Here is a 10,860-nt window from a genome sequence, read left to right on the forward strand (position 1 = left end):
GGGGAAAGGGCCGTCCGGTGCCCGTGAAATGGCCTTCCGGGCGCTGGGACGTTATGGAGCGCCCCCCTCTTCGCACCCGGTTGTTGCTCTTCTATGGCGTCTCTCGTCGAAGGTCTGAAGGTCCGCTACCTCCCGCAGCCCGAGTGGGGCGTGGGGCATCTGCTGTCGTTGCAGGAGGAGGGGGCCAAGGCGCTCATCGCCTTCCCGTCCCGCGAGGACGCGCCGGTGCTGGTGTCCACCCGGGGCGGCGCGCTGGTGGCGTACCAGTTGCCCAAGGGCGAACCCATCCAGACGCCGAAGGGGCGCAAGGCCACCGTCCTGGGCGAGGAGCCGGGCGCGCGAGGCCTGCGCCGCTACGTGGTGCGCTTCGACGATGGCGAGGAGGATGAGCTGCCGGAGTCCGAGGTGCGCTGCCAGGCGCCGCGCTCCGACCTGCTGTCCACGCTGCGCGACGGGCGGGTGGGGGACGCGAAGGCGTTCATGCTGCGCAAGCAGGCGCTGGTGCTGGACGACGAGCGCCGGGGTGATGCGCTGGGCGCGCTCCTGGCCAGCCGGGTGATGGTGAAGCCGCACCAGGTGGGCGTGGTGCAGCGGGTGCTGTCCGCGCGCCGTCCGCGCTTCGTGCTGGCGGACGAGGTGGGCCTGGGCAAGACGATTGAAGCGGGCATGGTGTTCAGCGCGCTGCGGCTCGTGGGCCTGGCGCGAAGGTGCCTGGTGGTGGCCCCCAGCCACCTCACCGTGCAGTGGCTGGTGGAGCTGTTCCACAAGTTCAACCAGCTCTTCACGCTGATGGACTCGGAGCGCTACGAGCAGTCGCTGAAGGAGGCGCCGGACGTCTCTCCCTGGGCGCGCTTCCCGCTGGTGGTGACGAGCCTGGAGCTGCTCAGCCGCACGCGCGAGCACCGCGAGGAGGTGGCGGCCGAGGACGCGTTCTGGGACCTGGTCATCATCGACGAGGCGCACCACCTGAAGGGCGAGAAGGCCTTCGCCGCCGCGCAGGGGCTGGCCTCCAACGCGTGGGGCCTGTTGCTGCTCACCGCCACGCCCATGCAGTTGGACCCGGCGGAGTACCACGGGCTGCTCACCCTCATCGACGCGACGACCGCGCCCTCGGTGAAGGGCTTCGAGGCGCGGCTGCAACGGCAGGAGGAGCTGTCCGCCGCGGTGCGCGCGCTGCATGAGGGCAAGGGCGCGAAGGCGGCCGTGGCCGCGCTGGCGAAGCGCTTCCCGGAGGATGCCCGGCTCCAGACGCTGAAGGAGCCTGGGGCGCTGCTCGAGCACCTGGCGGAGACGTACAGCCTGTCGGACCGGCTGGTGCGCAACCGGCGCGCGGTGGTGGGCGGCTTCTCCACGCGCAGGCTCCACCGGCACCCGGTGCAGCTCACGGCGGAGGAGTTGAAGGCCCGCGACACGGCGCTCGCCACGCTGGCGCAGGGCACGCTGAGGGGCGCGCCGCTGGCCAACGTGCTCCGGCGCCTGGAGTCCAGCCCCGCGGCCTTCACCGGCGCGGTGAAGGCGAACCCGGCGCTGAAGGAAGCGGACTTGAGGTTGCCCGGCCGCGACGCGAAGTTCCTCGCGTTCGTGGGCGTGCTGCGCGGCATCTGGAAGGCGGAGCCGCGAGCGAAGGTGCTCGTGTTCACGGAGAGCCGGGACACGCTGGAGTCGCTCCAGGCGGAGCTGTCGCGCGAGGGCGTGGAGGCGCTGGGCTACCACGGCGACCTGCCGCTCCTGGAGCGCGACCGGCAGGTGGCGCGCTTCCGCGACCCGGAAGGACCCAGGGTGCTCATCTGCACGGAGGTGGGCGGTGAGGGCCGCAACTTCCAGTTCGCGCACCACCTGGTGCACTACGACCTGCCGTGGAGCCCCTCCACGGTGGAGCAGCGCATCGGCCGGCTGGACCGCATTGGCCAGGCGCACCCGGTGGACATCCACGTCTTCGACCCCGCGGGCACGCTCGCGTCGGACGTGCTGATGCTGCTGGCGGATGCCGTCGGCGTCTTCGGTGAGACGGTGGGCGGCCTGGACGCGGTGCTGGAGGAGGTGGAGGCGCGCATCGCGGAGCTGGCCCTGCTGCCCCGCGAGGCGCGCGTCGGCTACGCGGCCGAACTGAAGACGCGCGTGGAGGCGGCGCGAGCGCAGGTGACCCGCGCGTATGATCCGCTGCTGGACGTGCGCAGCTTCGACAAGCCCGCCGTGGCCCGGCTGGTGGCCCGCGCGCAGGAGCGCATGGGAGACGTGCCCACCGACGAGGAGGACTCGCCGCTGGAGGACGGCCTCTGGAGCGTGGCACGCAACCTGGATGAGCGCCTGGAGGAGACCGTCACGGAGCTGGCGCGACGGGTGGGCATTGGCGTGGACGTGGACGAACAGGTGGAAGCCTTCCAGGTGGCCTTCCAGTTCGGCCATGCGCTCAACGTGGAGGGGCTGCCCGGCATCGACGTGATGCAGGACCGCACGCTGCTGGGCACCTTCTGGCGCGACACCGCCGTGGAGGCGGAGGAGCTGGAGTACTTCGCCACCGGCCACCCGCTGGTGGAGGCGCTGTTCGGCTTCCTCAAGGACGGCCCCTATGGCCGCAGCGGCTTCCGCCTCATCGAGAAGCGCAGCCTGAAGAAGCCCGTGCGCGGCCTGGAGCTGCTCTTCCACGTCCAGCTCCCGGAGCCCGAGGACACGTCCCCCGGCGCGCGCGTCCCCAGCCGCCAGCTCGCGCGCTTCCTGGAGCGCACCCTGCTGCCCGTCGCCGTGGTGGAGGGCCCCGACGGCCCTGTCGCGGACGCCTCCGTCCTGCCCACCCTGGAAGCCGACGGCCGCGCCCTCAAGGGCGACGAGGTCCACCAGTCCTTCCCCGGCTTCGGCCCCTTCGTGGACGCCGCCCTTCCGGTGGCCCAGGCCGCCGCCCAGGTCGAACTGGCCCGGCGCGCCCAGAAGGCCCGGAAGGCCCTGGAGGCGGAACGCGACGCTGGCGAGGCCCGCCTGCGCCTGTCCCTCTCCCACCAGGGCCTGCCCCCTGAGGCGGTGGACGCCCAGGTTGACGCGGAGCGCCATCACTATGCGCGGCTGCTCCAGGCCCTCGCCGGGGCCACGGTGGTGCTGGACTCGGCTTGCGGTTTCGCCCTCAACCGTTGAATAACCGTTGGAACGCAATGGAATGACGTTCCGACGGGTACGGGCCATTTGACCGATTCCCCAATCATCGAGAATCTAGGAGGAAGCCTACATCCCCCCATGGCCTCCTCCGAATCCCAACGACGGCATTTCGAATCTGGTCAGGCCGCCGTGGAAGCGGCGTTGTGCATGCCGCTCGTGGTGTTCCTGGTGCTGGGCTCCCTGCAACTCTTCATGCTGTTGCAGGGGCGCATCCTGGCGCAGGTGGCGGTGTACCGCGCGGTGCGCGCGGGCAGCCTGAACCACGGTAGCTGCCAGGCGATGACGCACGCGGCGCTGGTGACGATGCTGCCCACGGTGACGTCCACCACGACGGGCGCGAAGCTGGCGCGGGCCTTCGAGGAGCGCGAGCGCAACTACCTGCGCGTGAGCGGTTCGAAGGGCGACCTCTTCACCGAGGGGCCCATGGTGGAGATTGTCCGCGAGTCGCCGGACGTCGCCTGGGTGCGTGGCCTGGACGGGAACGAAGACCTGCTGTTCGACGTGCCCACGGACTCCGCGGTGGAGCTGCGGCGGCGCACGCTCGAGATCCGCATGGTCGCCTGGTACTACATGCGCATCCCGTTCGCGGACTGGGTGATGAGCCGCATGTTCCTCGCCCACTTCCACCTCAAGAACTACAACAGCGCCAATCCGCTGAACCCCGCGGAGAAGAAGGCGGACTGGTGGAACGACACCGACGTGGAGCTGGGCGCGGATGAGTGGCCCGGGGGCGACCTGGGCTCGCGGATGGTGAAGTGGAGCGGACAGGGGCACTACCTGTTCCCCATCCAGGTGCACGCCGCGATGCGGATGATGACGCCGGTGAAGGCGGAGAACTTCCAGGGAGGTGCCGCATGCAGCCTGCACGGCTTCTGAGGCGCGGCGGACGCGGACAGGCGCTGGTCCTGTTCTCGCTCACGCTCCTCTTGCTGACGTTGATGGTGCTGATGACGCTGGGCTTCGGCATGCGCGCCAAGGAGCGCATCGAAATCCAGATGGCGGCGGACGCGGCGGCCTACAGCCAGGCGGTGTCCACGGCGCGCACGTTCAACGCCATCGCGGTGATGAACCGCGCGCAGATCGCCCACATGGTGGCCATGGCCGGCACCCAGTCGATGATCAGCTTCGGCAGCCAGTACCACGCCGCGCGCAAGGCCACGCCCTGCCCCGTGCCCGACCCGGAGTTCGCCGTCCTGGACCAGGCCGCCGCGGACCAGGTGCGCTCCCTCCAGGGGCAGGCCGGCGCCATGTACAGCGCGGAGCTGGCCATCTACTCACGGCTGGTGGGCGGGCAGTTGGCGGGTCAGAAGCTCTCGAAGGCCATTGCCCAGGCGGTCAACCCGGAGTTGGACGCTCCCGAGGAGGGCGCCAACAAGTCCCTGGCGGAGGTGTCCGGAGGCGCGGGCTCCATCCTCAGCCAGGACAAGCTCATGGAGCAGGAGAAGGCCGGGACGACGCCGCCGGCCACCGGCGCGGTGAGCGCGAGCGGTGGCCAGGGCGATGCCATGCGCAACGCCACCATGGGCAGCATGGGCTGGACGTGGGTGCACGGCCGGCCCACTGGCAGCGCGGGCTTCGGTTCGGGCATGGCCGCGAACAACCCGGGCTTCAAGCACTACGCCAGCATCGGAGGCATGGACTCCTCCACCTACACGACCATCTCCGGCCGCAATTCGTGGGCGCACGACCACGGGCTGGCGGCGACGGTCGTCCCCTGCCCGGACGGCAACATCTATCCCAGCCCTTCCGCGAACGCGTGGGTGATGTCCGACGAGCGCCAGTCCAATCAGGACCAGCACGTCTTCATGCTCCACCCGGCCCCCGGTCAGGGCTCGGAGTCCGGCAAGCCGGTGGATGAGCTGCACACGCTGGGCGCCTGCGTCGTCTGCCCGGGCATCTGGCCGTACTCGGTGGGCTTCAACGCGGGGCTGCTGCACGACAACGGCGGGGAGAACGACTTCGGACAGCCCAAGCTGTACTCCATCCTGCTGCGCGACTACGCCAGCAACAGCCGCAGGGCCCGGCCGGATCCCTGGAACCTGATGTTCAAGTTCAAGTTCGCGGGCCAGGAGACCCTGTTCGACAACGCGGCGCCGCTGGGCCGCATCCAGCCCACCGGGCGCGAGGACGTGCAGCGCAACCAGGTGGCCCTGGCCGCGGGCATCGCCTACTACCACCGGCCCCGGCCCGCGGCGGCGGGTGGCGGCTGGGAGGAGCCCCCCAACTTCCTCAACCCCTTCTGGCGCGCCACCCTGGTGAGCGCCGAGGGCGCCCGCGACGACAATCCCGCGGAAAGCCTGGACCAGGCGGGCTTCACCGAACACGCGGGCACGCTGCGCCGGCTGGGCCAGGCGGGTTATCGGGGCGGCGGCCGCACCGATGGAAAGTACTGACGCGCCATGGGCAAGCGAACCTTCGCGGCACGCCGGGGACAGGCGCTGGTGGAAACGGCGCTGGGGACGATGGTGTTCATCACCATCCTCATGTTCGGCATCTACTTCGCGGAAGTGGGCGCGCTGACGCTCAAGGTGCAGGAGGCCGCCAACTTCGCGCTGTGGGAGTCCACCGGCCACGTGATGCACAACCCGGAGACGGGCGTCTTCCAGCGGCCCAACGCGGCGGCCCTGGCGGCCGGCGAGGCCAGCGGCCGGTACGGCGACTTCGACGGCCGCGCCAGCGTGGATGGCGACATGACCCTCCAGTTGGCCATCGCGCGCGCCCAGCGGATGCGCGTGACGTGCGACTCGGATCGTCCCGCGGGCACCAACGCCGGTGACATCCTCGGCACGCGTCCGAGTGACGCGGACCCCGGTGCGACCGCGCTGAATCAGGCGATGCAGGTGCAATCCGATGGCGTCTCGTGCACGGCCTCCGCCACCCTGAGCACGCAGCGCATCGGCACGTTCATGGAGCCGGAGTTCTTCAAGGTCTCCCACCGGCGCGCCACCGACCAGTTCATCGTGTGCGCCGCCGGACGCGCGTCGAATGGCGTCTGCCGCGGCCGCTTCTTCATGCTGCTGGATGACTGGGGCCTGTCCAGCGTGGCGGAGGGCCGCGCGTGCCCGCTCAGCCTGAACACGGGCGCGCCCTGCCAGAACGTGGACTACTACTCCTGGGCGGAGCGCGTGTACGTGAAGAACGGCGGCGGCGGCGGCGCCGGCAGCGCGATGATGGCGGGCGTGGGCGCGCCGGGCGGCGCGAACGAGGACCAGTTCTTCATGAGCTTCGTGGGCGCGGAAGGCGACTACGAGCAGAGCATCGGCGCGTCGCACGCGGGCAACCAGACCGTCTGGGAGACGTCCCCCTTCCGGGCGGACAACCTCTCCCCCAAGTACAACGTGAACCGGCGCAGCAAGTGGCTCGGACGCGTGCGGCCGTGAAGCCCGTGGCGCGCGCGGTCCTGGCGCTGCTGTCGCTGGGGCTGGCCCTCCCCGCCTGGGCGAAGGACGCGGGCGTGCCGGAGGCGGTGCCCCCGCGCTTCGAGTGGCCCCGGCTCCAGGTGCTGGAGCACGTGGAGGCGAACGAAATCGTGGAGGCGGGGGGCGTCCCGGTGGCGCTGCGCGCGGTGCACGTGAAGGAGAGTGCGCGCGAGCTGGTGCAGCGCTTCGCGGACGCGTTCCGGGACCAGGGCCTCTACGTGGCGCCCGGCAAGAAGCAGGCGCAGTTGGCCAACAACGCCGCCATGCTCACCGCGTTCGATCCGCTCCGCGCCATCACGTACACGGTCATCCTCCAGCCGCAGCCGGACGGCACCACGTCGCTGTACCTGGGCGAGGCGAACCACGCGCTGGCGAAGAAGGCCTCCGCGTCCGGGGACTTCGCGCCGCTGCCGCCGGAAGCGCGCGACGTGCTGCGCGTCAACGCGGAGGGTTCGCGCACGCTGAGCTTCCAGACGGCGCTCACGGGGGCGCAGGTGCAGGCGTTCTACGACGACGCGCTCGCGAAGGCTGGCTGGAAGCCCGGCGACGAAGCCGGCTTCTACACGCGGCCCGGGGGCGAGCTGCGGCTCACGCACGAGAACAGCAAGACGGGCCAGCGCGCGGTGGTGATGGTCTACCAGTCCCGCGCGCGTTGAGCCCGCGCGTCAGGCGCGCAGCTTCTCGCGCAGCACCTTGGCGCGGCCCTGCATGTCGGGGTCCAGGCCGGTGAGCTCGATGGACTTCAGGCGTTGATCCAGGCTCTTCGGCACCTTCTTCTGGAGCGTGCCGGCCTCCTGGAGCGACTCCAGCTTCGCCAGCGCCTGGTCCACGATGCGGTCGCGCGGGTGGTCCAGCAGGCTGTCGAGGAAGTACGCGTCCTCGGGCAGCTCCGGGTACTTCTCCAGGTACTCGACGACGCCCTTCACCCAGTCCGCGCGCGTCTCCGAGTCCTGCACCTTCTGGAGGGCGGCCTTCTGGGCCTTGCGCTTGCCTTCGGGGTCGAACGTCTTCGCGAGGCCTTCCGGGAGTTCTCCGCCGGTGAAGAGCGCGTCCGCGGCCGTCTTGTATTTCTGGTAGCTGGCGCTGCGCTCCAGCTTCTGCTGCGCCGGGTCATCCTGGCGCGAGTGGTACTTGCTCTTGCCCCGCTGCGCATCCAGCTCGCGGTAGGACTTGTTGCGCTTGCCGGTGAACCCACCACCGTCATTGTCGTCTCGGGCCATCGTCATCTCCCCTTGCGGGCGCGCCACAGCGCCGCGAGTCCCCGCTGGACGAGGGTGCGCACCTGGGCCAGCTCCTGGGGAGCGAGGGGGTGCTCCTCGTCATGCTCCGCCTCGAACAACGCTTCCGTCACGTAGGCCTGGAGGGAGTCCGGCGCGGGCGGCGCATCCGAATCCTTGTCCAGCGCCGCCGCCTGCGCGGCCATCAGCCCTGGCGGCCAGCCCAGCTCCAGCATGGCGTGCAGCTCGAAGAGCAGGTGCCGGGCGATTCCGTAACCTTCGTCCGTGAGGCCGGCGGCGTCAAGCGCACCCAGCAGGCCATCCTGCCGGTTCTCGAAGGCATGCATCAGCCGCGTGCGCGCCTTGTCGTCGTCCTCCAGATAACGCCAGGCGGCCTCCACGAATTCGGCGGAAGGCGCGTCGGGGTGGAAGGGGGCGGGCGGTTGCAGTCGCTCCTTCTTCGGACGCGGTGGGCGCGGGCCATCGTCCAGGCGCACCGACTTGCCCTCCAGCACCAGGTCCCAGAGGCCCAGCAGGTTCTGGTACAGCCGGCGCGCCAGCTCCGCGTCCTTGAAGCGGGGCTCCTCGGCGAAGAGGGTGGGGATGACGTCGTTGGCGGCGTCGCCTTCCGCGCGCGCCTGGCGCATGCGTTCGAGCACTTCGGCGGTGTCGCAGGGGCTGCCGGCCAGCTCCAGCAATCCGTCGAGCGTCTGTGCGCCTTCGAACTGGCGGGTGAATTCGGGGCCTCGGTCTTTGGAGCGGCTCATCGTGGGGCGGACGGTAGACACAAGGTGGGCGTCCGCGCACGGGCCATTCACGGCCGCGTGTCCAGGCCGGGGGAAAGCGGGGAGCGGCCGGGCGGCGGGCGGGCTGGCTTCCGTTTCCGACCGGGCGCCCCTACTCTGCGCCATTCATGGCCGTGGAAACCTCGCCCGACACCCTGAAGTCCGCGATGCAGGAACTCTATCGGGCGCGCGCGGTGGAGGGCCCTCCGGGTGAGAACGGCCTGCGCACCGTCTGGCACCTGAGCCCCCAGGGCGCGGAGCTGCTGTCGCTCATCGACGACGAGGGCCGCGTCCGGCGCCAGGAGCTCACGCTGCTGGACGAGCACTGCATCTGGGCCAGTGGCCAGGGCGTGCGCACCGGTCGCGTGGAGCTGGGTGAAGCGCGGCGGCCTCCGGTGTCCACCGAAGTGCGCGCGGATCCAGAGCTCGTGCCCCACCGGCTGGTGCGCGCGGCGCAGGCGCTGGCCACGTACGAAGGTCAGGACCGGTACATCCTCCACATGCAGCGCGTGCTGGCGCTGGCGCGCGAGGGCCTGGAGATGTCCAGCATCGTGGCGCAGGACCCCTTTGGAAGCGCCACCGTCACGAAGGTGATGCCGCCGGCGAGGCAAGTCGCTCCCGCCGCGCTGGAGCCGGAGCCCCAGGCTCCACTGGAACCCGCGGAGCCGGAGGTGGTGCTGCGCTACGGCGAGGCGCTGCCCAACGAAGTCCTGCCCCCGGTGGTGCGCCGCTCGGAAGGGCTGGTGCTGCTGGCCGTCTTCGGCGTGGCGGTGCTGGTGGCCATCGTCATGCTGTTCGTGCTGGTTCGGGGAGGCTGAATCGCACGGGCGAGCGCCCGTTCCTCAAGTGCGTCACATCCGCGTCGGTGGGCACCGGTCCGGAATTGCGGTGGCCGGTGGTGACGCGCTCCGGGCCCAGCGTGGTGTGCAGCGGGTGCGCGTCCAGCACCAGCAGGCCGCCCACCGCGATGGTGAGCACGAACCCGCCGGCCCACTCCAGCGTGCGGGCGCGCCGGGCCTCGCGGGCGCGGTACGTCAACCAGGTGAAGGCCAGCACCGACAGGCACCCCAGGCAGCTCCAGCGCACCGTGCGCAGCCGCGCCGCCTGCGCCATGCCCTCCGCCATCAGGTCCGGCCGCAGCGACCCCGGCGCCCGCGACAGCCGGGACAGGAGCGTGAAGAGGTGGTGCGCCTCCATCGCGCCCACCGCCGCCATGCCCGCGAGCGCCGCCGACACCAGGCTCGCCAGCAGCAGTCCCCGCCGGGTGCCTCGGGGGATGCTCGCGCGGCTGAAGCGCGCCACGGCCAGCGCCACCGACAGCGAACCCAGCAGCACCGCGCTCGTCCACGCGCCCAGGAGCCGGGGCGCCATCGCCTTGCCCATGCCCGCCGTCAGCGCGATGCCCGCGTCCCCCGCGCGCACCAGGGGCAGCGCCGCGTGCATCCGCTCCAGCAGCACCTCCGTGCCCAGCAGGCCCAGCGTCCAGGGCACCGTCGCCATGCCCACCATCACCGCCAGCGGCACCGCCCGGCCCAGCAGGGTGGAGCCCGCCGCAACGGTGAGCAGCGGCACCTCCACCAGCAGCGCCATGCCCACCAGCAGCGCGAAGGGACCCGCGGAGGTCACCACACTCAGGAGGCCCGGGCCTCCCAGCAGGACGGGCAGCGTGCAGCCAAGCACGCACACCGTGGCGGGAACGGCCAGCGCCACGAACAGGCCGGGCGCGAGGTGTGGTCTGACTGGAACAAGCATTTCCAGTAAGAATAGGGTCCCGGGCTATTCCTGGTAATTCAGACGGGAGGACGACCCACGAGCCAGTACACGACACTGCAGACGGCGCCGGCCACGGGAGCAAGGACGATGCCCAGCAGGAGTGTCTGGCCGCAGTCAGCGGGTTCGCAGCCGATGCGCCCGTAGGCGAGCGCGCCGCCCACCAGCATGGGCAGGTGCATGCCGGCGATGAACAGGCCCAGGCCGCGCAGCACGAGGCCCCGGTACCAGGTGCGCGTCCACAGGCGGAAGACGAGCGGGACGAGCACGAGGGTGCCGGTGGCGGCGGCGGCCAGGGCGAAATGCCGGGCGGCCACCGCGACGCAGGCGCCCGCGGCCAGCAGCAGCGAGGGGGCCAGCAGGAGCGCGTTGAGGGACAGCGGCTCTCGTTCGCGGGTCGGCGGCGGCGGAGACATGGGACGGCGCCGCAGGCTGGCAGGGCATGCCCACCCGTGCAAGGCCGTGCACCATGCCGGGGCGGGGGCAGGTGGGCACGAAGCCCAGGGTCCCGCACCTGGGGGC

Annotated in this window: 10 protein-coding genes; 6 read left to right on the forward strand and 4 right to left on the reverse strand. The window is 71.2% G+C overall.

Annotation, left to right across the window (positions count from 1 at the left end):
- Window positions 1–93 precede the first annotated feature (93 nt).
- From D7V88_RS33330 to D7V88_RS33350, 5 genes are all read left to right on the forward strand, one after another.
- Window positions 94–3,126 carry a helicase-related protein gene (locus D7V88_RS33330; protein ID WP_120544655.1) on the forward strand — a complete coding sequence of 1,011 codons (3,033 nt, stop codon included), beginning with the start codon at window positions 94–96 and terminating at the stop codon, window positions 3,124–3,126.
- A gap of 99 nt (window positions 3,127–3,225) precedes the next feature.
- A complete protein-coding gene (locus D7V88_RS33335; protein WP_120544656.1) occupies window positions 3,226–4,023 on the forward strand; it encodes a TadE/TadG family type IV pilus assembly protein in 798 nt (265 codons plus the stop codon).
- On the forward strand, window positions 4,002–5,540 hold the full coding sequence (locus D7V88_RS33340; RefSeq protein ID WP_120544657.1) for a pilus assembly protein: 1,539 nt from the start codon (window positions 4,002–4,004) through the stop codon (window positions 5,538–5,540). The genes D7V88_RS33335 and D7V88_RS33340 overlap by 22 nt, the downstream gene beginning before the upstream one ends.
- A 6-nt stretch (window positions 5,541–5,546) precedes the next feature.
- Entirely contained in the window at window positions 5,547–6,527 is a 981-nt protein-coding gene (locus tag D7V88_RS33345) for a hypothetical protein (RefSeq protein WP_120544658.1), read from the forward strand.
- Complete coding sequence (locus D7V88_RS33350) at window positions 6,524–7,222, forward strand: hypothetical protein (protein WP_120544664.1); 699 nt, start codon at window positions 6,524–6,526, stop codon at window positions 7,220–7,222. The genes D7V88_RS33345 and D7V88_RS33350 overlap by 4 nt, the downstream gene beginning before the upstream one ends.
- Window positions 7,223–7,231: 9 nt before the next feature.
- On the opposite strand, the gene D7V88_RS33355 is transcribed toward D7V88_RS33350, so the two are convergent.
- Both D7V88_RS33355 and D7V88_RS33360 read right to left on the reverse strand, forming a co-directional pair.
- A complete protein-coding gene (locus D7V88_RS33355) occupies window positions 7,232–7,786 on the reverse strand; it encodes a hypothetical protein (RefSeq protein ID WP_208726619.1) in 555 nt (184 codons plus the stop codon).
- A 2-nt stretch (window positions 7,787–7,788) separates the two neighbouring features.
- Window positions 7,789–8,550, reverse strand: coding sequence for a hypothetical protein (locus D7V88_RS33360; RefSeq protein WP_120544660.1), 762 nt, complete (start codon window positions 8,548–8,550; stop codon window positions 7,789–7,791).
- Window positions 8,551–8,696: 146 nt separating this feature from the next.
- Here D7V88_RS33360 and D7V88_RS33365 point away from each other — a divergent pair, with 146 nt between their 5' ends.
- Window positions 8,697–9,386, forward strand: a complete 690-nt coding sequence (locus D7V88_RS33365; RefSeq protein ID WP_120544661.1) for a hypothetical protein — start codon at window positions 8,697–8,699, stop codon at window positions 9,384–9,386.
- Here D7V88_RS33365 and D7V88_RS33370 read toward each other — a convergent pair.
- Together D7V88_RS33370 and D7V88_RS33375 are read right to left on the reverse strand one after the other, a co-directional pair.
- A complete protein-coding gene (locus D7V88_RS33370) occupies window positions 9,355–10,278 on the reverse strand; it encodes a hypothetical protein (RefSeq protein WP_147448962.1) in 924 nt (307 codons plus the stop codon). The genes D7V88_RS33365 and D7V88_RS33370 overlap by 32 nt on opposite strands.
- Before the next feature lie 80 nt (window positions 10,279–10,358).
- Window positions 10,359–10,754 carry a hypothetical protein gene (locus tag D7V88_RS33375; protein ID WP_120544663.1) on the reverse strand — a complete coding sequence of 132 codons (396 nt, stop codon included), beginning with the start codon at window positions 10,752–10,754 and terminating at the stop codon, window positions 10,359–10,361.
- Between the last annotated feature and the right edge of the window lie 106 nt (window positions 10,755–10,860).

The sequence above is a fragment of the Corallococcus terminator genome (assembly GCF_003611635.1).
GTDB classification, from domain to species: domain Bacteria; phylum Myxococcota; class Myxococcia; order Myxococcales; family Myxococcaceae; genus Corallococcus; species Corallococcus terminator.

Excerpts from the sequence above, each read along its gene's own strand:
- D7V88_RS33365 (WP_120544661.1), top strand. The coding sequence starts at position 8,697 with ATGGCCGTGGAAACCTCGCCCGACACCCTGAAGTCCGCGATGCAGGAA.
- D7V88_RS33340 (WP_120544657.1), top strand. The coding sequence starts at position 4,002 with ATGCAGCCTGCACGGCTTCTGAGGCGCGGCGGACGCGGACAGGCGCTG.
- D7V88_RS33345 (WP_120544658.1), top strand. The coding sequence starts at position 5,547 with ATGGGCAAGCGAACCTTCGCGGCACGCCGGGGACAGGCGCTGGTGGAA.
- D7V88_RS33330 (WP_120544655.1), top strand. The coding sequence starts at position 94 with ATGGCGTCTCTCGTCGAAGGTCTGAAGGTCCGCTACCTCCCGCAGCCC.
- D7V88_RS33355 (WP_208726619.1), bottom strand. The coding sequence starts at position 7,786 with ATGGCCCGAGACGACAATGACGGTGGTGGGTTCACCGGCAAGCGCAAC.
- D7V88_RS33335 (WP_120544656.1), top strand. The coding sequence starts at position 3,226 with ATGGCCTCCTCCGAATCCCAACGACGGCATTTCGAATCTGGTCAGGCC.
- D7V88_RS33375 (WP_120544663.1), bottom strand. The coding sequence starts at position 10,754 with ATGTCTCCGCCGCCGCCGACCCGCGAACGAGAGCCGCTGTCCCTCAAC.
- D7V88_RS33360 (WP_120544660.1), bottom strand. The coding sequence starts at position 8,550 with ATGAGCCGCTCCAAAGACCGAGGCCCCGAATTCACCCGCCAGTTCGAA.